Raw genomic sequence first — 24316 nt, 5'->3', positions numbered from 1 at the left:
TCCTCGGAAAGTTACCCGCCCGCTACCGGTGGTGGTAGCTACATTCTGGATAGCGAAATCCTAATTCCATCCTGTGGAAACATCCAATTGGGGCGCGAACGTGCCGACAGTCCCTCCGGGCGCTCTTGACTGGCCCCGGATCGGAGTGAAGACTCCGTCAACAGAACGTTGAATTTCGCTCTGTGGAAGTAGATGGGGAGGTTCCGGTGGCCGACGTGGCTGTGGAACTGGTACTGCGCTCGACGCGCGTCATCACCCCCGAGGGGACGCGCGCCGCCTCGGTGGCCGTCGCCGGCGGGAAGATCACGGCCGTGCTGGCGCACGACGCCGAGGTACCGGCCGGAGCCCGGCTCGAGGACTTCGGCGACGACGTCCTGCTCCCCGGCCTGGTGGACACGCACGTCCACGTGAACGACCCCGGCCGCACCGAGTGGGAGGGCTTCTGGACGGCCACCCGCGCCGCCGCCGCCGGTGGTATCACCACCATCCTCGACATGCCGCTGAACTCCCTCCCGCCGACCACCACGGTCGACAACCTCCGCGTCAAGCAGGAGGTCGCCCGGACGAAGGCGCACGTGGACGTCGGCTTCTGGGGCGGTGCGCTCCCGGACAACGTCAAGGACCTGCGCCCGCTGCACGACGCCGGCGTCTTCGGCTTCAAGTGCTTCCTGTCGCCCTCCGGCGTGGACGAGTTCCCGCAGCTGGACCAGGAGCAGCTGGCCACCTCCCTCGCCGAGATCACCGGCTTCGGCGGCCTGATGATCGTGCACGCCGAGGACCCGCACCACCTGGAGTCCGCCCCGCAGACCCCGGGCCCCAAGTACGCCGACTTCCTGGCCTCCCGCCCGCAGGACGCCGAGAACACCGCGATCCAGAACCTGATCGACCAGGCGAAGCGGCTGAACGCCCGCGTGCACGTCCTGCACCTCTCCTCCGCCTCCGCGCTGCCGCTGATCGCCGCGGCCAAGGCCGAGGGCGTGGCCGTCACCGTCGAGTCCTGCCCGCACTTCCTCACCCTCACGGCCGAGGAAGTCCCGGACGGCGCCACCGAGTTCAAGTGCTGCCCGCCCATCCGCGAGGCCGCCAACCAGGACCTGCTGTGGGACGCGCTGGCCGACGGCACCATCGACTGCATCGTCTCCGACCACTCGCCCTCCACCGCGGACCTGAAGACCGGCGACTTCGCCACCGCGTGGGGCGGCATCTCCTCCCTCCAGCTGGGCCTCCCCGCCATCTGGACCGAGGCCCGCAAGCGCGGCCGCACCCTCGAAGAGGTCGCGCGCTGGATGTCCACCGCCCCCGCCGCGCTGGCGGGCCTGGCGGCCAAGGGTGCCATCGAGGCCGGCCGTGACGCCGACTTCGCGGTCCTGGCCCCCGAAGAGACCTTCACCGTGGACCCGGCCCACCTGCACCACCGCAACCCGGTCACGGCGTACGCGGGCAGGACCCTGCACGGCGTCGTGAAGTCCACCTGGCTGCGCGGGCGGCAGATCGCCGACCACGGCACCCCGACCGAGCCCACGGGCCTCCTCCTTGAAAGGCAGAACTGACAGTGGCACAGCGTTCGACTGGATTGGCTTCCTTCACCGGTAACGCGAACCCGTACGGGGGCGGCGACCCGTACGCGGACTACCGCACCGCGGAGTTCCCCTTCACCCAGTACGCGAACCTCGCCGCCCGCGAGCTGGGCGCCGGTGTCATCGCCGCCAACGACGAGTTCTTCGCCGAGCGCGAGAACCTGCTCATCCACGAGGCCCCGCACTTCGACCCCGAGCACTTCGGGCACAAGGGCAAGGTCATGGACGGCTGGGAGACCCGCCGCCGCCGCGGCGTGTCCGCCGAGCAGCCCTGGCCGACCGCCGAGGACCACGACTACGCCCTGATCCGCCTCGGCGCCCCCGGCGTCATCCGCGGCATCGTCGTCGACACCGCCCACTTCCGCGGCAACATGCCCCAGGCCGTGTCGGTCCAGGGCGCCTCCGTCGAGGGCTCCCCGACCGCGGAGGAGCTGCTGTCCGAGGACGTCAAGTGGACGACCCTCGTCGAGCGCACCCCCGTCGGCGGCCACGCGGCCAACGGCTTCGAGGTCGACGCCGAGCAGCGCTTCACGCACCTGCGCCTCAACCAGCACCCGGACGGCGGCGTGGCCCGCCTGCGCGTCTACGGCGAGGTCCGCCCCGACCCGAAGTGGCTCGCCGCGCTGGGCACCTTCGACGTCGTCGCCCTGGAGAACGGCGGCTCCGTCGAGGACGCGTCCAACCGCTTCTACTCCCCCCCGACCAACACCATCAACCCGGGCCGCTCCCGCAAGATGGACGACGGCTGGGAGACCGCCCGCCGCCGCGACAACGGCAACGACTGGATCCGCTACCAGCTCGTCGCCGAGTCCGAGATCCGCGCCGTCGAGATCGACACCGCCTACCTCAAGGGCAACTCGGCCGGCTGGGCCTCGCTGTCGGTCAAGACGGGCGAGGAGGGCGAGTGGACGGAGTTCCTGCCGCGCACCCGCCTGCAGCCCGACACCAACCACCGCTTCGTGCTGGACGCCCCGGCGGTCGGCACGCACGTACGGATCGACATCTTCCCGGACGGCGGCTTCTCCCGCCTGCGGCTGTTCGGTTCGCTGACGGAGGCCGGCGCGGCCGCGCACGCCGCCCGCCACCAGGAGCTGGGCGGCTGAGTCCGCCCCGTCCGACCGCCCCGGGGGCCGACACCCCCGGGGCCTGGCACGGCCCTGTGGGGCGCACCGCACACGCGGTGCGCCCCACAGGCGTGGGGGGGCGCCGCCCGGGTGAGGCGGCGCGTCCCCCGCTCAGGCGGCGTGGCCGCCGTCCACCGAGAACTCCGCCCCGGTGACGTAGGCGGCGTCCGGCCCGGCGAGGAAGGACACCATCGCGGCCACCTCCTCCGAGGTGCCGTACCGCCCGAGGGCCGTCATCGCCCGCTGCGGGTCCGCGTACGGGCCGTCGGCGGGGTTCATGTCGGTGTCCGTGGGGCCGGGGTGCACCAGGTTCGCGGTGATGCCGCGTCCGCCGAGCTCCCGGGCGAGGGACTTCGTCAGACCGGTCATGGCCGCCTTGCTCATCGCGTACAGGGTGCCGCCCGGGCCGGGGACCCGCTGGACGATGCAGCTGCCGACGGTGACGACGCGCCCGCCGGAGCGCAGGTGCCCGGCCGCGGCCTGCGCGGCCAGGAAGGCGCCCCGGACGTTGACGCCGAGGACCCGGTCCACGTCGGCGGCGCCGAGCTCGCCGATCGGGCCGAGCACGCCCACGCCGGCGTTGTTGACCAGGACGTCGAGCCGCCCGAGGGCGCGTACCGTCTCCTCCACCGCCGTCCGGGGACCGTCGGCGGTGCCGGCGTCGGCCCGTACCGCCAGGCCCCTGCGGCCGAGCGCCTCGATCTTGCCGACGACCTCGGCCGCGGCTTCCGCGCCGCCGACGTAGGTGAGCGCCACGTCGAAGCCGTCCTCGGCCAGCCGCAGCGCGGTGGCCGCCCCGATGCCCCGGCTGCCGCCCGTCACCAGAGCCACCCTGTTGCCGTTCATGTGTGTCCTCCCGCGGTCCATTTGCTTGCGGGTTCAATGAAATCCTCGGGGGGCGGGCGGCGCTGGCGGGAATCCGACCTCGCGTTCACGCGCGCCGCACCGATGAGTCCGCACGCCGGCGGGAGTCTGCACACGTACCGGAACAACGGGTAACCGGACACGGGACACCGACACAAGGAGCGCCGCGCCATGGGCAAGCTGACCCTCACCACCTTCCTGACCCTCGACGGAGTGATGCAGGCCCCCGGCGGGCCCGAGGAGGACCGCAGCGGCGGGTTCGCGTACGGGGGCTGGCTCGTGCCCTTCGCCGACGAGGGCATGGGGGAGTTCATGGGCGAGGTCTTCGACCGGGCCGGGGCCTTCCTGCTGGGGCGCCGGACGTACGAGATCTTCGCCTCCTACTGGCCGCAGCACGACGAGCCGGCCGACCCGATCGCCGGCGGGCTCAACCGGCTGCCGAAGTACGTCGCCTCCACCACCCTCAAGGAGCCCGCCTGGGGCCCCGCCACCGTCCTGGACGGGGAGCACCTCCAGTCGGAGATCGTCCGCGTCAAGGACGCCCTGGACGGGGAGCTCCAGGTGCACGGCAGCGGGCAGCTGGCCCAGTGGCTGCTCGCGCGCGACCTCGTCGACGAGCTGAACCTGCTGGTCTTCCCCGTCTTCCTCGGCGCGGGCCGGCGCCTGTTCCCCACCGGCGGCCTGCCCACGGCCTTCGAGACGACCGGCTCGCGCACCACCGGCTCCGGCACCGCCATCCACACCTACCGCCCCACGGGCCGCGCCTCCTTCGGCACCTTCGAGGACTGAGCCCCCGCCCGCCGGGCGCCGTGCGGGGCGGGATCTTCCCGGTCGCCCCGGGAAGATCGACTCGGGTACGGTGACCCCGCATCCGTGCGAGCCACCGCCGTCTCCACGCCCTTCCCGCCGTCGGAGCCGCCCGGTGTCCACCCTCGCCGCCCCTGCCCCCGCCCCCGCGCTCGCCCCCCGGCGGGCCTGGCTCGCGGACCTGCCCGTCCTGCTCGTCGCCGTCGTCTGGGGCGGCAGCTACCTCGCCGCCAAGGGCATCACCACCGCGCACACCGTGATCGCGGTCCTCGTGCTGCGCTTCGCGCTGGTGCTGCCGGTGCTCGTCGTGGCCGGACGGCGGCGGCTGCGGGCGCTGAGCGCCGCCCAGCTGCGCGGGGCCGGCGCGCTGGGCCTCGTACTCGGCGGGATCTTCCTGCTGGAGACCTACGGGGTGGTGCACACCTCCGCCACCAACGCCGGTCTGATCATCAGCCTGACCATGATCTTCACCCCGCTCGCCGAGTCCGCCGTACGCCGCCAGGCGCCCCCGGCCGCCTTCCTCGGGGCGGCCGCCGTCTCCGTCGCCGGGGTCGTGCTGCTCACGCAGGGCGCCGGGTTCACCGCGCCCGGGCCCGGTGACCTGCTCATTCTCGGTGCCGCCCTGGCCCGCACGGTGCACGTGCTGCTCATGGCGCGGATCAAGGCCGTCCAGGACGCCGACTCCCTCTCCCTCACCACCGTCCAGCTCGGCGGCGCCGTCCTGGTCTTCGCCCTGCTGGCCGCCCTGCCCGGCACCGGGGACGGCCCCTGGGCGGCGGCCGCCGGCTTCGGCGCCGCCCAGTGGGCCGGGCTCGCCTTCCTCTCCGTCTTCTGCACCCTCTTCGCCTTCTTCGTGCAGATGTGGGCCGTACGCCGCACCTCGCCCTCCCGCGTCAGCCTGCTGCTCGGCACCGAACCGCTGTGGGCGGCCGCCGCGGGCATCGCCATCGGCGGCGAGCACCTCGCCCCCCTCGGCCTCACCGGTGCGGCGCTGGTCCTCGCCGGCACCGCCTGGGGGCGCCGCGCGGCGCGCTGAGTGCTCCCGGCCCTCACGCGGGCCCGCTTCGATTGGCCGGTAATCGGCTCCTGCGGGCTTGATCACCGGCCCTACTGTGGCCCGCATGCCCGTCGGCGCGTCACCCCTACAGGCCCGGGAGCTCCTCCAGCCGCACGGGGCGGCGCTCGCGCCGGGAGCGCTCGCAGGCCTCGGCCACGCGGAACGCGGCGAGCGCCTGGATCCCGTCGCACGGGTTGTCCCCCTCGCCGCGCACCAGCCGTACGAAGGCCGCCAGCTCGGCCTCGTAGGCGGGGCCGAAGCGCTCCAGGAAGCCCGTCCACGGCTTGCTCGCCGGCGGCGGGCCGTGCGGCTCGGTCGAGGCGATCGGCGTCCGGTCGTCCAGTCCGCAGGAGACCTGGTCCAGCTCCCCGGCCAGTTCCATCCGCACGTCGTACCCGGCGCCGTTGCAGCGGCTGCCGGTACTGGTGACCAGCGTCCCGTCGTCCAGGGTGAGCACGGCGGCGGCGGTGTCGACGTCCCCCGTCTCGCGGAACCGGGCCGGCCCCCGGTCGGAACCGGTCGCGTACACCTGCGTCACCTCGTGCCCGGTCACCCAGCGGACCATGTCGAAGTCGTGCACCAGGCAGTCCCGGAACAGGCCCCCCGAGGCGGCGAGGTAGGCGGCCGGCGGGGGAGCCGGGTCCGCCGTCATCGTGCGCACCGTGTGCAGCCGGCCCAGGGCGCCCGAACGGACCAGCTCCCGCGCGGTCCGGTAGCCCGCGTCGAACCGGCGCATGAAGCCCACCTGGAGCGTCCCGCCGACGGCCCCCACCTCGCGCAGCACCGCCAGGGAGCGCGCCAGGTCCGGGGCGAGCGGCTTCTCGCAGAACACCGGCAGTCCGCCGCGCACCGCCCGTACGACGAGCTCGGCGTGGCCCTCCGTGGCGCAGGCCACCACCACGGCGTCCACGCCCCAGGTGAAGACCTGGTCGACGGTCGGCGCGGCAGTGGCCCCCAGCCGGTCCGCGAGCCGCGCGGCCCGCGCCGGGTCGGCGTCGGCCAGCAGCAGCGACCCGGCGTCCGGGTGGCGGGCCAGGGCGGCCGCATGGAAGGAGCCGATCCGGCCCGTTCCGATCAGCCCGATGCGCATGCACTCAACGTGACCCCGTACGGGGGACCTGTCAATCTGCCCGGCCATGCCCCGATGACCCTGCATGGTCCACTGTGGCGGATACTGGGCGGCTGAAACCGCAAATGACCGATTGATGACGGACGAGGGAAGGGCACGGGGACGTGGCTAGGGTTCGGACAGGGGTACGCGTCGTCGGCGCCGTGCTCGCGGCGGTACTGGGGGCCTCCCTCGCGGGCTGCAGCAGCACGGGCGGCAAGCGCGCCGAGGAACGGGCGAAGGCCGCCGAGGCGGGCCGGCCCGCCGTGTCCACGCCGCGCTGGACCTTCGCGATGGTCACCCACGCGGGCGACGGCGACACCTTCTGGGACATCGTGCAGAAGGGCGCCAAGGAGGCCGCGGCCAAGGACAACATCAACTTCGTCTACTCCCACGACGACCAGGCGCAGCAGCAGGCCCAGTTCGTGCAGAACGCCATCGACCAGAAGGCCGACGGGATCATCGTCAGCCTCGCCAAGCCCGAAGCCCTCAAGGACGTCCTCGCCAAGGCCGCCAAGGCCGGCATCCCGGTGGTGACGGTCAACTCCGGCTCCGCGCAGTCGGCCGCGTACGGCGCGCTCACCCACATCGGCCAGGACGAGCAGATCGCCGGCGAGGCGGTCGGCGCCGAGCTGACGAAGCGGGGCCGCAAGAAGGCCGTCTGCGTCCTGCACGAGCAGGGCAACGTCGGCCACGAGCAGCGCTGCGCCGGGGCGAAGAAGACCTTCGGCGGGGAGCTGGAGAACCTGTACGTCGAGGGCACGAACATGCCCTCCGTCCAGGCGGCCGTCCAGGCCAAGCTCCAGGCCGACCCCTCCGTCGACGCCGTCGTCACCCTGGGCGCGCCCTTCGCCCCCACCGCCGTCAAGGCGAAGGACGCGGCGGGCAGCAAGGCCGAGGTGGACACCTTCGACCTCAACGAGTCCGTCGCCCGGGACCTCAAGTCCGGGGCGCTGGGCTTCGCCGTGGACCAGCAGCCCTACCTCCAGGGCTACCAGGCCGTCGACCTGCTGTGGCTCTACCGCTACAACGCGGACGTCCTCGGCGGCGGCCGCCCGGTGCTGACCGGCCCGCAGATCGTGACCGCCGCGGAGGCCGCCGAGCTGGAGAAGTACATCAAGCGGGGCAGCCGATGAGCACCCCCGCCGCCCCGGCCGCGGACGAACGGCTCGCGCCCGCCTCCCAGGTCCGGCGCATGCTGGGCCGCCCGGAGCTCGGCGCCGTCGTCGGCGCCGCCGCGGTCTTCGTCTTCTTCTGCTTCGCCGCGGACAGCTTCCTGAAGGCCTCCAGCCTCAGCACCGTCCTCTACTCGGCCTCCACCATCGGGATCATGGCGGTCCCGGTCGCCCTGCTGATGATCGGCGGCGAGTTCGACCTCTCGGCCGGCGTCATGGTCACCACCTCGGCGCTGATCAGCTCGATGTTCAGCTACCAGATGACCGCCAACCTCTGGGTGGGCGTCCTCGTCTCCCTGCTGGTCACCCTGGCGCTCGGCTTCTTCAACGGGTTCATGCTGACCCGCACGAAGCTGCCGAGCTTCATCATCACGCTCGGCACCTTCCTGATGCTGACCGGCCTGAACCTCGGCTTCACCAAGCTGATCAGCGGCTCGGTCTCCACCAAGACGATCGCCGACATGGAGGGCTTCGCCTCCGCCCGCGCCCTGTTCGCCTCGCAGTGGAACATCGGCTCCGTCACCCTCAAGGTCACCATCCTGTGGTGGCTGGTCCTGGTCGCCGTCGCCACCTGGATCCTGCTGCGCACCCGCGCCGGCAACTGGATCTTCGCCGTGGGCGGCGGGGCGGACGCGGCCCGCGCGGTCGGCGTACCGGTCGTCAAGACCCGCATCGGCCTCTACATGGGCGTCGCCCTGTGCGCCTGGATCTCCGGGCAGCACATCCTCTTCTCCTTCGACGTCGTCCAGTCGGGGGAGGGGGTGGGCAACGAGTTCCTCTACATCATCGCGGCCGTCATCGGCGGCTGCCTGATGACCGGCGGCTACGGCTCCGCGATCGGCTCGGCCGTCGGCGCCTTCATCTTCGGGATGACCAGCAACGGCATCGTCTACGCCCAGTGGAACCCCGACTGGTTCAAGTTCTTCCTGGGCGCCATGCTGCTGCTCGCCACGCTGTTGAACGCATGGGTCCGCAAGCGGGCGGAGGCACGGGCATGAGCACGCCACTGGTGAAACTGACCGGAGTCGGCAAGTACTACGGCACCATCCGCGCCCTCAAGGACGTCTCCCTGGAGGTGTCGGCCGGCGAGATCACCTGCGTACTCGGTGACAACGGCGCGGGCAAGTCCACCCTCATCAAGATCATCGCGGGACTCCACCGGCACGACGGCGGAACCTTCGAGATCGAGGGCACCGCGACGCAGCTCGCCAACCCGCGCGCCGCCCTCGACCACGGCATCGCCACCGTCTACCAGGACCTGGCCGTCGTCCCCCTCATGCCGGTCTGGCGCAACTTCTTCCTCGGCTCCGAGCCCACCCGGGGGCGCGGCCCCCTGCGCCGCCTCGACGTGCGGCTCATGCGCGAGACCACCCGCGCCGAGCTGCTGCGCATGGGCATCGACCTGCGCGACGTCGACCAGCCGATCGGCACCCTGTCCGGCGGGGAGCGGCAGTGCGTGGCCATCGCCCGCGCCGTCCACTTCGGCGCGAAGGTCCTCGTACTCGACGAACCCACCGCCGCCCTCGGCGTCAAGCAGTCCGGAGTGGTCCTCAAGTACGTCGCGGCCGCCCGCGACGCGGGCCTCGGAGTGGTGCTCATCACGCACAACCCGCACCACGCCCACCTCGTCGGCGACCGCTTCGTCCTGCTCAAGCGGGGCGCCATGGCGGGCAGTCACACCCGGGACTCGATCACCCTCGACGAGCTCACCCGGCAGATGGCGGGCGGCTCGGAGCTGGAGGAGCTGAGCCACGAGCTGGAGCGGGTGGCAGAATCAGGGGCGACCACCCCTTCCGCTCCGGCCTCCGACAGGGACGAAACCACTCGATGAGCACGTACCGGGACTTCACGCTCGCCCACCGCGGGGCGGCGCGGGGCACCGTCCTGCGGACCGTCGGGACCCGCGAGCGGCGCTCGCTGCGGACCGCCCCGCGCGTGCCGACCGTCGGCATCGACATCGGCGGCACCAAGGTCATGGCGGGCGTGGTCGACGCCGACGGGATCATCCTGGAGAAGATCCGCACCGAGACCCCGGACAAGTCCAAGAGCCCCAAGGTCGTCGAGGACACCATCGTCGAACTGGTCCTCGACCTGTCCGACCGGCACGACGTGCACGCCGTGGGCATCGGCGCCGCCGGCTGGGTCGACGCCGACCGCTCCCGCGTGCTCTTCGCCCCGCACCTCGCCTGGCGCGACGAGCCGCTGCGCGACGCGCTCCAGTCCCGGCTCGCCGTCCCGGTCATGGTGGACAACGACGCCAACACCGCGGCCTGGGCCGAATGGCGCTTCGGCGCCGGCCGCGGCGAGGACCACCTCGTGATGATCACCCTGGGCACCGGCATCGGCGGGGCCATCCTGGAGGACGGCCAGGTCAAGCGCGGCCGCTACGGGGTGGCCGGCGAGTTCGGCCACATGCAGGTCGTCCCCGGCGGCCACCGCTGCCCCTGCGGCAACCGCGGCTGCTGGGAGCAGTACAGCTCCGGCAACGCCCTGGTCCGCGAGGCCCGCGAGCTGGCAGCCGCCGACTCCCCGGTGGCCTACAACATCATCGCCAGGGTCGGCGGCAACGTCCACGAGATCACCGGCCCCCTCATCACCGAGCTGGCCCGCGAGGGCGACGCCATGTGCGTCGAGCTCCTCCAGGACATCGGCCAGTGGCTCGGCGTCGGCATCGCCAACCTCGCCGCCGCCCTCGACCCCTCCTGCTTCGTCATCGGCGGCGGCGTCAGCGCCGCCGACGACCTCCTGATCGGCCCCGCCCGGGACGCCTTCCGCCGCCACCTCACCGGCCGCGGCTACCGCCCCGAGGCCCGGATCGCCAAGGCCCAGCTCGGCCCCGAGGCGGGCATGGTCGGCGCCGCGGACCTCGCCCGGCTCGTCGCCCGGCGCTTCCGCCGCGCCACGCGCCGGCGCGTCGAACGGCACGAGCGCTACGCGCAGCTCGGCCGGCGCGGCACCGCGGGCCCCACGGACAGCAAGGACCAGGAACAGCAGTGACACCGCCCTCCCTGCCCCGCCAGGCCCCCGCCCCCGACGCGGGCGGCCGGCCGCCCACCGCCGAGGAGCAGGCGGACCGCCGGCACACCCTGCGGCGCCGCTGGGTCACCGCGATCATCATCGTGCTGCTCATCGGCGTCCCGGCGGGCTACCTGTTCGTCTCGGCCCAGCAGAGCCGCGAGAGCGGCCGGGACAAGGCCGCCCGGGTCGGCGCGGTCAAGGTGCGCCCGGACTGGCCGTCCAGGGTGCAGCGCAGCATCTACGAGGTGCCGATACCGATGATGGCGTCCCACGTCGGCTACCTGGAGACCAACAACTGGCACACCAGCCGGCTCTACGTCCAGTTCCAGGTGACGCCAGCGGAGCTGGACGCCTTCCTGTCCGGCATCGGCACCAGCCGGGAGGCGCTGACCCCCGGAGTGTCGGTCTCCGACCGCGACGCCGGGGTGGCCGGCTGGAGCTGGAGCCCGAAGCACAAGTGGTCCGGGGTCACCCTGGAGGCGAAGGAGCCGCGCCCCACCCGGGACGTCACGGTCGACCTCGCCAACCCGGCCGCCCCCCGCGTGTACGTCGTCTCCACCGCGGTTCCGTAGACCGCCGTTCCCCGGACCGCTTCCGGGCACGCCCTATGGTGGGATCATGAAGCTCACCAAACGGCTGCACTCCTGCGTCCAGTTGGAGAAGGACGGGCGCCTGCTCGTCATCGACCCGGGCGCGTTCAGCGAACCGGACGCGGGCCTCGGGGCGGACGCCCTGCTGGTCACCCACGAGCACCCGGACCACTTCGACGAGGGCCGGCTGCGCGCGGCGCTCGACGCGAACCCGGCCGCCGGGCTGTGGACCCTGCGCAGCGTCGCGGAGCGCATGGCCGGCGCCTACCCGGGCCGGGTGCACACCGTGGGCCACGGCGACACCTTCACCGCCGCCGGGTTCGAGGTCCAGGTCCACGGCGAGCTGCACGCCGTGATCCACCCCGACATCCCGCGGGTCACGAACGTCGGCTACCTCGTCGACGGCTCCCTCTTCCACCCCGGTGACGCGCTGACCGTGCCGGACGCCCCGGTCGAGACGCTGATGCTGCCGGTGCACGCGCCGTGGAACAAGGTCTCCGAGGTGATCGACTACCTCCGCGAGGTCAAGCCGGCCCGGGCCTTCGACATCCACGACGCCTACCTCGCGGACATCGCCCGGCCGATCTACGACATGGCCCTCGACACCCTCGGCGGCGCCCCGCACAGCCGCCTCGGCGCAGGTCAGAGCGCCGCATTCTGACTGTCGGTGCCGGGCGGTAGGTTGGTGTGCATGCGTATCGCCACGTACAACGTCAACTCGATCACCGCCCGGCTGCCGCGCCTGCTGGCCTGGCTGGAGAGCTCCGGCACGGACGTGCTCTGCGTCCAGGAGACCAAGTGCTCCGTGGAGCAGTTCCCCGCCGCCGAGCTGCGCGAGCTGGGCTACGAGTCGGCGGTGCACGCCACCGGCCGGTGGAACGGCGTCGCCCTCCTGTCCCGGGTCGGCCTGGAGGACGTCGTCATGGGCCTGCCGGGCGGCCCGGACTACGAGGGCGTCCAGGAACCCCGCGCCATCTCCGCCACCTGCGGCGGGGTGCGGGTCTGGTCGGTGTACGTGCCCAACGGCCGCGAGGTCGAGCACGACCACTACGGTTACAAGCTGAACTGGTTCGGCGCCCTCACCACCGCCATCGCCGAAGACGCCGCGGGCCCCCGCCCCTTCGCGGTGCTCGGCGACTTCAACGTGGCGCCGACCGACGAGGACGTGTACGACCCCGCCGTCTTCGCGGGCCTCACCCACGTCACCCCCGCCGAACGGGCCGCCCTGGAGGCCCTGCGCGTCGCCGGGCTCACCGACGTCGTGCCGCGCGCGCTCAAGTACGACCGGCCGTACACCTTCTGGGACTACCGCCAGCTCGCCTTCCCCAAGAACCGGGGCATGCGCATCGACCTGGTGTACGGCAACGAGCCCTTCGCCAAGGCGGTCAAGGACGCCTACGTCGACCGCGAGGAGCGCAAGGGCAAGGGCGCCTCCGACCACGCCCCCGTCGTCGTGGACCTGGACGTCCAGACGGCCTGAGGATAGGCCGGAGGATCAAGGCGCGCCCTGTGGCCAGCCCGGGGCCGGGGTGCCAGGCTGGGCGGTATGAACATCCCTTTCCTGGCCAACTGGCGGAACCGGCACGAAACGGAACAGGGTGCGGGGCTCGCCGCCGCCCTCGCGGATGATCCCGAGGGCGTCGCCGAGCTGTTCTCGGAGTGCGAGATGCTGCGCTCCCAGGCGAGGGCGGCCGGGCTCCAACTCGACGGGACCCCGGCCTCGTTGGGGGCACTCGACCAGCTGATGCCGCGCTGGCGACGGGACCCCGAGGCCGTGCCCTGGCTGGGCAACGACGCCGGCTTCTACCTCGGGACCGTGATCGTCCGCAGCCTCCCGGGCGCCCGCTGGCAGGTCTGGCCCAACGGCCAGCCGGTGATCCGCCTCGCCTCGGGGCGCGAGCTCAACGTGATCGAGTCGGGGGTGTCCTGGGCGATGACCGGCTCCCCGGAACTCGGCCAGGCCTACGCCGAGGCCTCCGAGGGGTGAATAAAGGGCCAATGTACTTTATGTGCCTTTTAGGCGTGTCGAGGCGAAGCCCCTCCGGCGGCTGGATAGTTTGCGCTGACCTCGACACACCGACAAGTGGGCAGGGCAGCGTATGGCCGTCGATCCGTTGATCGAGCTGCGGGACGTGAACAAGCACTACGGGACGTTGCACGTCCTCCAGGACATCGACCTCACCGTCGGCCGCGGGGAGGTGGTGGTGATCATCGGCCCCTCCGGATCCGGGAAGTCCACCCTCTGCCGCGCCATCAACCGGCTGGAGACCATCGAGTCCGGCACCATCACCCTCGACGGCCGGCCACTGCCCGCCGAGGGCAAGGAGCTGGCCGGGCTCCGCGCCGAGGTCGGCATGGTCTTCCAGTCGTTCAACCTCTTCGCACACAAGACCGTCCTGGCCAACGTCTCGCTCGCCCAGGTCAAGGTGCGCAAGCGCAAGAAGGAAGAGGCGGACAAACGCTCCCGGGAACTCCTCGACCGGGTGGGCCTCGCAGACCAGGCGGACAAGTACCCCGCCCAGCTCTCCGGCGGCCAGCAGCAGCGCGTGGCCATCGCCCGCGCCCTCGCCATGAACCCCAAGGCCCTGCTCTTCGACGAACCGACCTCCGCCCTCGACCCGGAGATGATCAACGAGGTGCTGGAGGTCATGCAGCAGCTCGCCCGCGACGGCATGACCATGGTCGTGGTCACCCACGAGATGGGCTTCGCCCGCTCCGCCGCGAACCGCGTCGTGTTCATGGCCGACGGCAGGATCGTCGAGGACCGCACCCCGGAGGCCTTCTTCACCGCCCCCGAGAGCGACCGGGCCAGGGACTTCCTCTCCAAGATCCTCAAGCACTGAGGGGCGGCCCGGTGAAACACACCCTGCGCGCACTCGCCCTGGCCGCCCTGCTCCTCGCGGCCGCCGGCTGCGGAAAGTCCGGCAGCCCCCCGGTCAAGGGCCCCCAACCCGAGGACCTGCCCGCCTACCGGGTCGACACCGGCTTCTCGCTGCCGCAGTCGGGCACCTGGGAGAAGGCGAAGCGGCGCGGCCGCCTCGTCGTCGGCGTCAAGGAGGACCAGCCGTACATGGGGGAGAAGGACCCCGCGAGCGGCCGCTACTCCGGCTTCGACATCGAGATCGCCAAGATGATGGCGGCCTCGCTCGGCTTCGACCCCAAGGCCGTCGAGTTCAGGACGATCGCCTCCGCCAACCGGGAGACCGCCCTGCAGAACGGCCAGATCGACTACTACGTGGGCACCTACACGATCAACGACAACCGCAAGAAGCAGGTCGGCTTCGCCGGCCCCTACTTCATGGCGGGCCAGTCCCTGCTGGTCCGCAGGAACGAGAAGGACATCGAGGGCCCCGGCGACCTCGCCGGCAAGAAGGTCTGCTCGGCCGCCGGCTCCACCCCCTACCAGCGGCTCCAGCGGGAGTTCCCCAAGGCGGTCCTCGTCGCCTACGACACGTACTCGGTCTGCGTCGACAACCTGCTCACCTACCAGGTCGACGCCGTCTCCACCGACGACTCCATCCTCCTCGGCTACGCCGCCAAGGTTCCCGAGGAGCTCAAGGTGGTCGGCAAGCCCTTCTCCGAGGAGCCCTACGGCATCGGCGTCCCGCGCGGCGACAACGCCCTGCGCTTCGCCCTCGACGACGCCCTGGCCGCCGACGAGAAGAACGGCTACTGGAAGAAGGCCTACGAGGCCACGCTCGGCCTCTCCGGCCGGCCCGCCCCCAAGCCGCCCGCCATCGACCGCTACCCGGCGAGCTGAGGGGAGAGCGCACTCCATGGACGTACTCACCGAGAACTTCTCGCTCTACGGCAAGGGCTTCCTCGGCACCGTCGAGCTGACCGTCTACGCCTCGCTCCTCGCCCTGGTCCTCGGCTTCCTGATGGCCTCCTTCCGCGTCGCGCCCGTCGGCTCCTTCCGGGTCTTCGGCACGGTCTGGGTGACCGTGCTGCGCAACACCCCGCTCACCCTGCTCTTCTTCGCCGTGCTGCTGGGCCTGCCCCGCTTCGGACTGGTCCTGCCCTTTCAGCTCTTCGCCGTCCTCGCGCTCGGCTGCTACACCTCGGCCTTCATCTGCGAGGTGCTGCGCTCGGGCATCAACACCGTGCCCAAGGGGCAGGGGGAGGCCGCGCGCAGCCTGGGCATGTCCTTCGGGCAGACCCTGGGCACGGTGGTGCTGCCGCAGGCCTTCCGCTCCGTCATCCCGCCCATCGGCTCGACCCTGATCGCGCTGGCGAAGAACTCCGCGATCGCCGGCGCCTTCAGCGTCACCGAGCTGCTGGGCACGTACAAGACCCTCAACGAGCTGGGCTACAGCATCATCTGGACCTTCGTCTGGATCGCCGTCGGCTACCTGATCATCACCCTGTCCATCAGCGCGCTCTTCAACGTGCTGGAGAAGCGCTACGGAGTCGCCCGATGACCGCGCACGCGCTGCACGGGGACCTGGTGTCCACCGCGCTGTACGACCTGCCCGGGCCCCGGGCCCGGCGGCGCCACTTCCTCTACGGGATCGCCTCGACGGTGGTGATCCTCGCCCTGCTGGCATGGATCCTCCACCTGCTCTTCGCCACCCACCAGTTCACCGCCGCCAAGTGGCGCCCCTTCGGGTACGAGGGCATCCAGGAGCTGCTGCTCGAGGGGCTCGGGAACACCCTGAAGGCCTTCGCGTACGCCTCGGTGCTCTCGCTCGCACTCGGTGCGGTGCTCGCCGCCGGGCGGCTCTCGGCACACCGGCCGCTGCGCTGGCCGGCGACGCTGTGCGTGGAGTTCTTCCGGGCCATGCCGGTACTGGTGATGATCTTCTTCGTCTTCGTGGCGCTGAAGGTGCAGCCCCTGCCCGCGCTGGTGGCGGGGCTGACGCTGTACAACGGGTCGGTGCTGGCCGAGGTCTTCCGCACGGGCATCAACGCCGTGGAGAAGGGCCAGCGCGAGGCGGCGTACGCGCTCGGCATGCGCAAGACGCAGGTGATGACCTTCGTTCTGGCCCCGCAGGCGGTCCGCGCGATGCTGCCCGCGATCATCAGCCAGCTGGTGGTGGCCCTGAAGGACACCTCGCTGGGCTTCCTGATCACCTACGAGGAGTTCCTGCACGCGGGCAAGCTGATCGCCTCGAACCTGGACTACGACCTGCCGTTCATCCCCATCGTGATGATCATCTCGCCGATCTACATCGGGATGTGCATGCTGCTGTCCTGGTTCGCCACCTGGGTCGCGCGGCGTGAGCGGCGCAGCATGAAGACCAGGGCCGTCGAGGTCGCCCCCGCCGATCCGGGCACGGTACTGCCGGGGAGGTAGGCGCGGAGCCCGCCTCCCCGGCCGCAGCCGCGGATCACTGCTCGCGCAGCGGCACCGAGACGTACGAGGGATCGGTGCGCGGCGAGGAGAAGGTCAGCTGTGCGCCGGTGGGGTTGTGCTCGATGTAGAGCGGGTCGACGGTGTCCACGACGAGCGCGAGCCGGTGGCCCGCGGGCACGTCGTAGGCGGTGGAGAAGAGGTTGAGGTCCACCCCGAAGGACTGGCCGGGCGTCTTTCCGTGGAAGGTGTACGGGGCGTTGCTGACGAGCTTGCCGATGCCGAGCGGGCCGACGTCGTAGAGGTAGGCGACGAAGGTGCCGTCCCCCTTGGTGGGCGTCACGGTGGTGTGCACGCGTACGGCCCCGCGGACGCGGCGCTCCCGCTCGTAGCGCGGTGACTGCCAGACGGCGGCGAAGGCGCGGGGGAGGAGGGGGATCGAGGCGGTCGGCGGGGCCTTCGCGAACTGGTCGAGGACGCTGGAGAGGAAGAGGATCCCGCCGTTGGCGCCGGAGTCGGCGTTGGCCCAGACGTGCTCGCTGTCGGCGAGCGGGAGCCGCTCGGTGCCGCCGGAGCCCACCGACTTCCAGTCCGGGTAGCCCTCGTAGCCTTCGGTGCTGCGGGACTTGATCTGCACGGGGGCCTCGGTGTCGACGCCGTTGCGTTCGCCCTTGAGGTAGCGGTCGAACCAGCGGTGGGCGTTGGTCCAGGTGTCGTTGGGCAGGCCGAGCAGGCCGGTGGCCTCGGCGGTGGCGTGGTCGCCGGGGCGGAACTCCAGGCGCTTGGGGCCGGTGAGCTTCTCGAAGAACTCCGCGTACTGGTTGGGCGGGAAGATGGTGTCGCCCCAGGCGTTGCCGAGCATGAGCGCGGCGCCGTTGGCGTTGATCCGGTCCACCTGGTCGGCGGCGGAGCGCTTCCTGCCCCACTCGATCATCGCCTGCTCGTTCTCGAGCTTCGAGCCGAGGAAGTCGCCGAGGATCTGCTGGAGTTCGGGTCCCGGGCGGCCGGTGAGGCGGCCGGCGGCGCCGAGCATCCCGGCGGCCTGGAGGTGCTGGGTGCGGCCGGAGTAGATGGAATCGATGAGGTCGGCCCAGCCGCTGAGGGCGACCACGGCCTTGATCCGCGGGTCGTGCGCGGAGGCGAGCAGGCTGATGCCCGCGCCGTACGAGACCCCGCCGAGGCCGATGCGGCCGGGGTCGGCGGGGGCGGTGGCGAGGGCCCAGTCGATGACGGCGGAGACGTCGGCGATGTCGGCCGGCCCGGCGGTCTCGATCTGTCCGCCGGAGAGCCAGAAGCCGCGCGAGGTGTAACTGACGACCACGTAGCCGGAGTCGGCGAGCTGCCTGGCCTGGGCGATGTATTCGATCTGCGGCATGCCCCAGCTGGTGGGGAGCACGATCAGCGGGTACTTCCGGCCGGGCTCGGCGCCGGCCGGGGTGAAGACGTTGCCCTTGAGGGTGATGCCGCCGGAGCCGGGGATGTCGTGGAAGCGCAGCTGCGACGAGGCGTCCGTCTGCGAGGTGGTGGCGGGGGCCGCCTGGGCCTGGTGGGGGGCCAGGCCCAGGGCGGCTGCCGCCAGCAGTGCGGCCACTGCGGTGGTGGGGCGGGGTCTCATCGATCGCTCCTCGCGTGCGCCGGTGTCCGAAAGTGACCCGACGGTAACCGGAGGGGCTTACCGGTGGTAACCCATGAGTAAGTTACGTAGCGGTAACAATTGAGGAGGGGTCAGCGGCCGCCCGTACGCTCAGCCCTGCTGCGCGCCGCCGCCGGCGAGGGCGCTCTTCGCCTTCCACTGGTCCCACGACAGGTTCCACTCGCCGTACCCGTTGCCGAGCTCGGCGTTGCCCTTGGAGCCGCTGCCGACCACCTCGAAGGGGTCGCCGACCTGCACGCGCTCGTAGAAGGACCGGGCGTCGGCGTCGCTCATGCCCACGCAGCCGGAACTGCTGTTGACGCGGCCGAAGTTGCCGGAGTTCCAGGGCGCGGCGTGCGCGTACATGCCCGACCAGGTGAGCCGCATCGAGTAGTCGACCATCTTGTCGTAGGAGTCGCCCAGGCCCACCGTCTGGGAGTCCATGCGGATGGTGCCCTCCTTCGACATCAGGACCATCTTCCCCGACCAGGAGGCCTTCTGGCCGCCCGGCGTGCCCGCCGAGACCGGGATCGTCCTGACCGCCTGGCCGTCCTCGGTGACCGTCATCTTCTTGGTGTCGAGGCTCACCTCCATCCGGCGGTCCTTGCCGATCGTGAACTCGGTGTTGTAATCGCGCGCGAAGAGTCCGCCGCCGGTGCCGGAGTCCACGCCGTTCAGCTTCATGTCCACTTTCACGGTGGTGCCGGACTTCCAGTACTCCTTCGGCCGCCAGTCCACCCGGTCCTTGCCGGAGTAATCCTTGAACCAGCCCCAGGAGCCCTCGGTGTTGTCCGAGGCGGCGACCTTCAGCTGCTTCTCGACCTCGGCCTTGTTCTTCACCGGATTGTCGAAGACGAGCGAGACGGGCATCGCGACGCCCACCGTGCTGCCCTTCGGGATGTTGATGGAGACCTTGTTCACCTTGTCCGCGGGAGAGGTCTTGAACTGGGTGCTCGCGCTCTGGCTCGCGGTGTTCTGCGCCTCGACCCTGTAGTCGGTGCCCGGGGAGGCGTTGCGTTCCGAGGTCCAGGTCCGCCCGTCGGCGGATATCTGGCCCGGCAGCTCCCCGCCCTTGCCGTCCGTGACCTTGACCAGCGAGAACTTCCCGTCGGCGAGGGTAACCCGGACCGGCTCACCCGCCTTGACCTGGTCGCCCGTCAGGTTCACCGCGATCGCCATGTCCGGTTTGTTCTTCGCGTCCGCCCCGCCGTCGCCGGCCGCGCCCTTCCCGCCCGAGCCGCCGCCGCAGGCGGTCAGCGCGGCGGCCAGCAGCGCGGTGCCGACCAGCGTGGCGTGGCGGCCCCGGCGGCGCGGAAGTGCGGTACGGCGTGTGCGGCTCAAGGAAAACCCCTCCGAAGTAATGATCGTCCACAAGCAAGGAGTGAACGGAACGACTTTAGGTTGCGCATTCCCCGGAAAAGGCTCTCTCTGCGCCGTGTGACATGGGCCGCAGCACAACGGTTGCCGAACGGTCACATACGCCGGAGGCGGCAGCCGTGGCCGGTTCCGACGAGCCCTGGCCGAAAACTCGTGTCGGTTTCGGATAAAGGACTTTCGGCCTTGTGGAAAGCGGTCGACGGCGCTACCGTCCGCGAATTCCGGGCGAAGGCCCGCCGATCCGCCCGGGGTACCCTCCACCCTCGACCCCCAGCCAACCCAGACGAGGGAGACCGTCCGTGACGGCCACCGACACCCGACCGGCCGGCGCCGCCCCGGCGACCGCCCCACCGCCGAAGGGCTCCGTACTGCGCAGCGGCGCGCTGATGGCGGCCGGCTCCCTCGTCTCCCGCGCCACCGGCTTCGTCCGTTCCGCCGTGGTCCTCGCCGCACTGGGCTCCGAACTGCTCGGCGACGGCTACGCCGTCGCCAACACGGTCCCGAACATCATCTACATGCTGCTCGTCGGCGGCGCGCTCAACGCCGTCTTCGTACCGGAACTGGTGCGCGCCGCCCGGGAACACCGCGACGGCGGCGCCGCGTACACCGACCGGCTGCTGACCGCCTGCACGGCGGCGCTCCTGCTGGTCACCGCCACCGCCGTCCTCGCCGCGCCGCTGATCGTCGAGGCGTACGCCCCCGAGTACACCGGCGCCCCACGCGACACGGTCGTGGCCCTCGCCCGCTTCTGCCTGCCGCAGATCCTCTTCTACGGCCTGTTCACCCTGCTCGGCCAAGTACTGAACGCCCGCGGCCGGTTCGGCGCCATGATGTGGACCCCGGTCCTCAACAACCTCGTGGTCGTGGCCGTCTTCGGCCTCTTCCTGTACCTCTCCCGCACCGGCTCCGCCGGCCTCACCGCCGCCGAGACCCGCCTGCTGGGCCTCGGCACCACCGCCGGCATCGTGATCCAGGCCCTCGCCCTCGTCCCTTCGCTGCGCGCCGCCCGCTTCCGCTGGCGCCCCCGCTTCGACTGGCGCGGCAGCGGCCTCACCCGCCCCCTGCGCAACGCGGGCTGGCTGGTCGCGCTCGTCTTCACCAACCAGATCGCCTACTGGGTGGTCACCAGGCTCTCCACCACCGTCGGACACCGGGCCGCCGGCTACGGCTACTCCGCCTACAGCAGCGCCTACCAGCTGTGGGTCGTCCCCCAGGGCATCATCACCGTCTCCCTCGTCACCGCCCTCATGCCCCGGATGAGCGCGGCCGCCGCCGACGGCGACCTCGCCTCCGTCCGCGAGGACGTCTCGTACGCGCTGCGCTCCAGCGCCGCCCTGGTGATCCCCGCCGCCGCGCTGTTCGCCGCGCTGGCCCCCTGGGTGGTGGACTGCGCCGCCGGATACGGGGACGTCACCCCCGCCGGCGTCGCGGCGATGGCCGGCATGCTCATCGCCTTCGCCCCCGGCCTCCTCGCCTACTCCGCGCAGTACGTGATGGCCCGCGGCTTCTACGCCCTCTCCGACGCGCGGACCCCCTTCTTCCTCAACCTGGTGGTCGTCGCCCTCAACGCCGGGCTCTCCTGCGCCGCCTACCTGCTGCTGCCGGCCCGCTGGGCCGTCACCGGCATGGCCGCCGCCACCTCCCTCGCCTTCATGGGGGGCGCCGCCGTCACCGCCCGCACCCTCTCCCGGCGGCTCGGCCCGCGCGCCCGGCACCGGACCACCGCCCTCTCCACCCACCTCCGGCTGGCCGGCGCCTGCCTGCCCGCGGCCGCCGCCGGGTACGGGGCCGCCCGCGCCGCCGAGGGCCTCGGGGCCTTCGCCGCGGCCGGAGCGGGAACCGCCGCGCTCGCCCTGGTCGTCGTACTCCTCGCCCGGCCGCTGCGCCTGGCGGAGATCACCGACCTGCTGGACTCCCTGCGCCGGAAGGTCGGACGAAACCGGGAGGAAAGCACATGAAGCACCCTGGAATACGGGCCGGATGCCGCGCGTACTGCTGATCGAGGACGACCCTTCCATCCGGGAAGGGGTCGCCCTGGGCCTGCGCCGCCGCGGCCACGAGGTGAGCGCCGCCCGGACCGGCGAGGAGGGCCTGGCGCTCCTCGGCGGATTCCGCCCCGAGCTGGTGCTGCTGGACCTGATGCTGCCCGGGATCAACGGCGTACAGGTCTGCCGCCGGATCCGGGAGAGCAGCCAGGTCCCCGTCATCATGCTCACCGCACGCGGCGACGACTTCGACATCGTCGTCGGCCTGGAGGCCGGGGCCGACGACTACATCGTCAAACCCGCCCGCACCGAGATCATCGAGGCCCGCGTCAAGGCCGTGCTGCGCCGCCTCAAGGGCCCCGCCGGCCGGCCCGGGGTGGAACACCACGGCGAGCTCACCGTCGACCGCGCCGGGCTGACCGTCGCCAAGAACGGCAGGCGCCTCGCGCTCGCACCCAGCGAGATCAAGCTCCTGCTCCACCTGTCGGCCTCACCCGGGCAGGTCTTCTCCCGGCAGCAGCTGCTGGAGTACGTGTGGGAGCACAGCTACCACGCCGACGCCCGCCTCGTGGACGCCTGCGTGCGCCGGCTGCGCAACAAGGTCGAGGACCCCGACCGCCACCCCCGCTACATCCAGACCGTGCGGGGCTTCGGCTACCGCTTCGGCCCGCTCTAGGCCGTGCGCAACCTCCCCCCGCTCGGACTGCGCACCCGGCTGATCGCGGCGTTCCTGCTGGTCGCCACCATCTGCGCGGTCAGCACGGCCGCGCTCACCTACCGGCAGGCACGCAGGGCGGTCCTGACCCAGAGCCAGGACACGGCGGTCAGCACCCTGCGCGACCAGCTGGAGGGCCAGGGCATGAGCCTGCCCATGGACCGCCCCCAGCTCCAACGCCTCGTCAACGACCTCGGCAAGCGCGGCAAACCGCACTCCTGGGTGGTCTACGGGGAGTACGGCACCCTGCGGGTCTCCTCCAACGGGACCCCCACCACCTCCGCCGTCCTCACCGACGCCCTGCGCGACCAGGTCGCAGCCAACCCGCACGGTGCCTTCCAGCGCGTGCGGGACGGCCGCGGCGAGCCCTACCTCACCATCGGCATGCCCGCCGTCTTCACGCGCGGCGGCGACCGCGAGCCGACCGGGGTCACCGTCTACGCCGTCATGCCCCTGACCAGCGAACAGCAGACCGTCGACGCCATGGTCGAGGCCGCCAAGCAGGGCGCCGTCCCCGGCCTCGCCATCGCGCTCGTTCCCGCCCTGCTGGCCGCGCGCAGCGTCCTGCGCCCCGTACGGGACATGCGGCGCGCCGCGCAGAACCTGGGCCGGGGCCGCCTCGACACCCGGATCGAGGTCCGGGGGGCGGACGAACTCGCGGGTCTCGCCCGCACCTTCAACGAGACCGCCGCGGCCCTCGAGGAGTCCGTGGCCGAACTGCGCGGGGCCGAAGCCCGGGCCCGCCGGTTCGCCGCCGACGTCTCCCACGAACTGCGCACCCCGCTCGCCGGGATGCTCGCCGTCACCGAGGTGCTCGACGAGGACGCCGCCGGCCTCGGCCCCGACACCGCCAAGGCCCTGCGGCTGATCAGCACCGAGACCGGGAAGCTCGCCGTCCTCGTCGAGGACCTGATGGAGATCTCCCGTTTCGACGCCCGCGCCGCCGGACTCAACCCCGACGAGGTCGACATGGCCGAGGCCGTGGTCAAGACCCTGGAGCGCCGCCGCTGGGACGACGAGCGGATCACCACCGACCTGCCCGACGGGATCCGCGCCCGGCTGGACCCGCGCCGCTTCGACGTGGTGCTGGCCAACCTCGTCGGCAACGCGCTGCGGCACGGCGACGCACCCGTGCGGATCACCGTGCGCACCGAGGAGCACCCGGGCGGGGAGCGCCTGCTGCTGGAGGTCGCCGACAGCGGCCCGGGCATCGCCGAGGAGGCGCTGCCGCACGTCTTCGAGCGCTTCTTCAAAGCCGACGCCGCCCGGGCCCGCTCCGCCGGCAGCGGCCTCGGGCTCGCCATCGCCCTGGAGAACGTCCGGCTGCACGGCGGCACCCTGACCGCGGCGAACGCACCCGGCGGCGGAGCGGTGTTCACCCTCGACATGCCCCTGGAGGCCACCGGATGAGCCGGACGCGGACCCTCGCGGCGGCCGCTGCCCTGCTCGGCCCGCCGCTGCTGCTCACCGCCTGCGGGATCAAGCCCACCGGGGTCGTGGAGAGCGGCGCGGCCGCCAAGGTCGCCGTCGCCGCGCCCGCCCGCACCTCGCTGGCGTACTTCGTCACCCCCGAGGGGCGGCTGGTTCCCTCGCCGCAGCCCGAGCACACCGCCAACGGCCCCCGGGGCAGCCTCACGGGACTGCTCAGCGGCCCCGGCGCCGCGGAAGCCGAGGCCGGGCTGGGCACCCGGCTGCCGCCGGTCGAGGAACGCCGGCTGGAGGAGATCACGGCCGGCTACCCGGCGCGGGACCTGCTGGAGGTGCGGCTGCCCCTCCCCGTGGCGGACCTGGACCCGCTGGCCCGCCGCCAGCTGGTGTGCAGCGCCCTGTCCACCCTCGCCCCGGGCACGCGGGTGGAGCTGCACGGCACCGACACCGCACTGGAGGCGGCCGGCTGCGACGCCGGGGCCGGGTCCGGGGCCGGGGCCGCGTCCGGGACGGCGGGGACGGCGGGGGCGGCGGGGACCTGACGGCCCCTTGCGGGCGGCCCCGC

Annotated in this window: 24 protein-coding genes; 20 read left to right on the top strand and 4 right to left on the bottom strand. The window is 72.2% G+C overall.

What is annotated here, in order from left to right:
* The first annotated feature begins 215 nt into the window (after positions 1-215).
* Together allB and alc are read left to right on the top strand one after the other, a co-directional pair.
* A complete protein-coding gene (allB, locus tag ACZ501_RS26070) occupies positions 216-1550 on the top strand; it encodes an allantoinase AllB (RefSeq protein WP_468798703.1) in 1335 nt (444 codons plus the stop codon).
* Between the two features lie 2 nt (positions 1551-1552).
* Positions 1553-2680 (top strand): allantoicase, encoded by a 1128-nt coding sequence (gene alc, locus ACZ501_RS26065; RefSeq protein ID WP_468798529.1) that lies wholly within the window; start codon positions 1553-1555, stop codon positions 2678-2680.
* 132 nt (positions 2681-2812) lie between these two features.
* Here alc and ACZ501_RS26060 read toward each other — a convergent pair whose 3' ends face one another.
* Positions 2813-3547, bottom strand: a complete 735-nt coding sequence (locus tag ACZ501_RS26060) for an SDR family oxidoreductase (protein ID WP_361603333.1) — start codon at positions 3545-3547, stop codon at positions 2813-2815.
* 189 nt (positions 3548-3736) lie between these two features.
* Between ACZ501_RS26060 and ACZ501_RS26055 the strand changes: the two genes are divergently transcribed.
* Entirely contained in the window at positions 3737-4354 is a 618-nt protein-coding gene (locus ACZ501_RS26055; protein WP_468798526.1) for a dihydrofolate reductase family protein, read from the top strand.
* Between the two features lie 133 nt (positions 4355-4487).
* Entirely contained in the window at positions 4488-5408 is a 921-nt protein-coding gene (locus ACZ501_RS26050) for a DMT family transporter (protein WP_468798523.1), read from the top strand.
* Between the two features lie 106 nt (positions 5409-5514).
* Here the strand turns inward: ACZ501_RS26050 and ACZ501_RS26045 are convergent, their stop codons facing one another.
* On the bottom strand, positions 5515-6519 hold the full coding sequence (locus ACZ501_RS26045) for a Gfo/Idh/MocA family protein (protein ID WP_468798520.1): 1005 nt from the start codon (positions 6517-6519) through the stop codon (positions 5515-5517).
* A 143-nt stretch (positions 6520-6662) separates the two neighbouring features.
* Here ACZ501_RS26045 and ACZ501_RS26040 point away from each other — a divergent pair, with 143 nt between their 5' ends.
* From ACZ501_RS26040 to ACZ501_RS25985, 12 genes are all read left to right on the top strand, one after another.
* Entirely contained in the window at positions 6663-7673 is a 1011-nt protein-coding gene (locus ACZ501_RS26040) for a sugar ABC transporter substrate-binding protein (protein ID WP_468798517.1), read from the top strand.
* Positions 7670-8710 carry an ABC transporter permease gene (locus tag ACZ501_RS26035; protein ID WP_468798514.1) on the top strand — a complete coding sequence of 347 codons (1041 nt, stop codon included), beginning with the start codon at positions 7670-7672 and terminating at the stop codon, positions 8708-8710. The genes ACZ501_RS26040 and ACZ501_RS26035 overlap by 4 nt, the downstream gene beginning before the upstream one ends.
* Positions 8707-9543 (top strand): ATP-binding cassette domain-containing protein, encoded by an 837-nt coding sequence (locus ACZ501_RS26030; RefSeq protein ID WP_468798511.1) that lies wholly within the window; start codon positions 8707-8709, stop codon positions 9541-9543. Before ACZ501_RS26035 ends, ACZ501_RS26030 begins: the two co-directional genes overlap by 4 nt.
* Entirely contained in the window at positions 9540-10709 is a 1170-nt protein-coding gene (locus tag ACZ501_RS26025; RefSeq protein WP_361603312.1) for an ROK family glucokinase, read from the top strand. The genes ACZ501_RS26030 and ACZ501_RS26025 overlap by 4 nt, the downstream gene beginning before the upstream one ends.
* Positions 10706-11302 carry a hypothetical protein gene (locus tag ACZ501_RS26020; RefSeq protein WP_361603309.1) on the top strand — a complete coding sequence of 199 codons (597 nt, stop codon included), beginning with the start codon at positions 10706-10708 and terminating at the stop codon, positions 11300-11302. The genes ACZ501_RS26025 and ACZ501_RS26020 overlap by 4 nt, the downstream gene beginning before the upstream one ends.
* 46 nt (positions 11303-11348) lie before the next feature.
* Complete coding sequence (locus ACZ501_RS26015; protein WP_361603306.1) at positions 11349-11981, top strand: MBL fold metallo-hydrolase; 633 nt, start codon at positions 11349-11351, stop codon at positions 11979-11981.
* 30 nt (positions 11982-12011) lie between these two features.
* Positions 12012-12800, top strand: coding sequence for an exodeoxyribonuclease III (locus tag ACZ501_RS26010; RefSeq protein WP_362465074.1), 789 nt, complete (start codon positions 12012-12014; stop codon positions 12798-12800).
* A 66-nt stretch (positions 12801-12866) separates the two neighbouring features.
* Positions 12867-13307, top strand: a complete 441-nt coding sequence (locus ACZ501_RS26005; protein ID WP_361603300.1) for a DUF6278 family protein — start codon at positions 12867-12869, stop codon at positions 13305-13307.
* 112 nt (positions 13308-13419) lie between these two features.
* Positions 13420-14163: an amino acid ABC transporter ATP-binding protein gene (locus ACZ501_RS26000; protein WP_361603297.1), complete on the top strand. Its 744-nt coding sequence runs from the start codon at positions 13420-13422 to the stop codon at positions 14161-14163.
* Positions 14164-14174: 11 nt separating this feature from the next.
* Positions 14175-15080 (top strand): glutamate ABC transporter substrate-binding protein, encoded by a 906-nt coding sequence (locus ACZ501_RS25995; RefSeq protein WP_361603294.1) that lies wholly within the window; start codon positions 14175-14177, stop codon positions 15078-15080.
* Positions 15081-15096: 16 nt separating this feature from the next.
* The gene (locus tag ACZ501_RS25990; RefSeq protein WP_361603291.1) at positions 15097-15741 is read left to right on the top strand and encodes an amino acid ABC transporter permease; all 645 of its coding nucleotides are present in this window, start codon (positions 15097-15099) and stop codon (positions 15739-15741) included.
* Positions 15738-16616 (top strand): amino acid ABC transporter permease, encoded by an 879-nt coding sequence (locus ACZ501_RS25985; RefSeq protein WP_362465083.1) that lies wholly within the window; start codon positions 15738-15740, stop codon positions 16614-16616. The genes ACZ501_RS25990 and ACZ501_RS25985 overlap by 4 nt, the downstream gene beginning before the upstream one ends.
* A 34-nt stretch (positions 16617-16650) precedes the next feature.
* Here ACZ501_RS25985 and ACZ501_RS25980 read toward each other — a convergent pair whose 3' ends face one another.
* Both ACZ501_RS25980 and ACZ501_RS25975 read right to left on the bottom strand, forming a co-directional pair.
* The gene (locus ACZ501_RS25980) at positions 16651-18228 is read right to left on the bottom strand and encodes a CocE/NonD family hydrolase (RefSeq protein ID WP_468798508.1); all 1578 of its coding nucleotides are present in this window, start codon (positions 18226-18228) and stop codon (positions 16651-16653) included.
* Between the two features lie 129 nt (positions 18229-18357).
* The gene (locus tag ACZ501_RS25975) at positions 18358-19587 is read right to left on the bottom strand and encodes a L,D-transpeptidase (protein ID WP_361603282.1); all 1230 of its coding nucleotides are present in this window, start codon (positions 19585-19587) and stop codon (positions 18358-18360) included.
* Positions 19588-19922: 335 nt separating this feature from the next.
* Between ACZ501_RS25975 and murJ the strand changes: the two genes are divergently transcribed.
* The 4 genes from murJ to ACZ501_RS25955 are packed head-to-tail and all read left to right on the top strand — an operon-like array spanning position 19923 to position 24293.
* Positions 19923-21581 carry a murein biosynthesis integral membrane protein MurJ gene (gene murJ / locus ACZ501_RS25970; protein ID WP_468798505.1) on the top strand — a complete coding sequence of 553 codons (1659 nt, stop codon included), beginning with the start codon at positions 19923-19925 and terminating at the stop codon, positions 21579-21581.
* 22 nt (positions 21582-21603) lie between these two features.
* A complete protein-coding gene (locus ACZ501_RS25965) occupies positions 21604-22284 on the top strand; it encodes a response regulator transcription factor (RefSeq protein WP_361603276.1) in 681 nt (226 codons plus the stop codon).
* A gap of 3 nt (positions 22285-22287) precedes the next feature.
* Positions 22288-23733, top strand: a complete 1446-nt coding sequence (locus ACZ501_RS25960; protein ID WP_468798502.1) for an ATP-binding protein — start codon at positions 22288-22290, stop codon at positions 23731-23733.
* On the top strand, positions 23730-24293 hold the full coding sequence (locus ACZ501_RS25955) for a hypothetical protein (RefSeq protein ID WP_468798499.1): 564 nt from the start codon (positions 23730-23732) through the stop codon (positions 24291-24293). The genes ACZ501_RS25960 and ACZ501_RS25955 overlap by 4 nt, the downstream gene beginning before the upstream one ends.
* Positions 24294-24316 lie beyond the last annotated feature (23 nt).

Source organism: Streptomyces sp. NPDC034085 (assembly GCF_055575555.1).
The sequence above is the reverse complement of the archived record's forward strand: the minus strand, read 5'-3'. Positions and strand labels throughout refer to the sequence as shown.

Coding starts and splice junctions, on each gene's coding strand:
- ACZ501_RS26060 (WP_361603333.1), bottom strand. CDS start 3,547: ATGAACGGCAACAGGGTGGCTCTGGTGACGGGCGGCAGCCGGGGCATC.
- ACZ501_RS26055 (WP_468798526.1), top strand. CDS start 3,737: ATGGGCAAGCTGACCCTCACCACCTTCCTGACCCTCGACGGAGTGATG.
- ACZ501_RS26045 (WP_468798520.1), bottom strand. CDS start 6,519: ATGCGCATCGGGCTGATCGGAACGGGCCGGATCGGCTCCTTCCATGCG.
- ACZ501_RS26035 (WP_468798514.1), top strand. CDS start 7,670: ATGAGCACCCCCGCCGCCCCGGCCGCGGACGAACGGCTCGCGCCCGCC.
- ACZ501_RS26030 (WP_468798511.1), top strand. CDS start 8,707: ATGAGCACGCCACTGGTGAAACTGACCGGAGTCGGCAAGTACTACGGC.
- ACZ501_RS26025 (WP_361603312.1), top strand. CDS start 9,540: ATGAGCACGTACCGGGACTTCACGCTCGCCCACCGCGGGGCGGCGCGG.
- ACZ501_RS26015 (WP_361603306.1), top strand. CDS start 11,349: ATGAAGCTCACCAAACGGCTGCACTCCTGCGTCCAGTTGGAGAAGGAC.
- ACZ501_RS26010 (WP_362465074.1), top strand. CDS start 12,012: ATGCGTATCGCCACGTACAACGTCAACTCGATCACCGCCCGGCTGCCG.
- ACZ501_RS26005 (WP_361603300.1), top strand. CDS start 12,867: ATGAACATCCCTTTCCTGGCCAACTGGCGGAACCGGCACGAAACGGAA.
- ACZ501_RS26000 (WP_361603297.1), top strand. CDS start 13,420: ATGGCCGTCGATCCGTTGATCGAGCTGCGGGACGTGAACAAGCACTAC.
- ACZ501_RS25990 (WP_361603291.1), top strand. CDS start 15,097: ATGGACGTACTCACCGAGAACTTCTCGCTCTACGGCAAGGGCTTCCTC.
- ACZ501_RS25985 (WP_362465083.1), top strand. CDS start 15,738: ATGACCGCGCACGCGCTGCACGGGGACCTGGTGTCCACCGCGCTGTAC.
- ACZ501_RS25980 (WP_468798508.1), bottom strand. CDS start 18,228: ATGAGACCCCGCCCCACCACCGCAGTGGCCGCACTGCTGGCGGCAGCC.
- ACZ501_RS25965 (WP_361603276.1), top strand. CDS start 21,604: ATGCCGCGCGTACTGCTGATCGAGGACGACCCTTCCATCCGGGAAGGG.
- ACZ501_RS25955 (WP_468798499.1), top strand. CDS start 23,730: ATGAGCCGGACGCGGACCCTCGCGGCGGCCGCTGCCCTGCTCGGCCCG.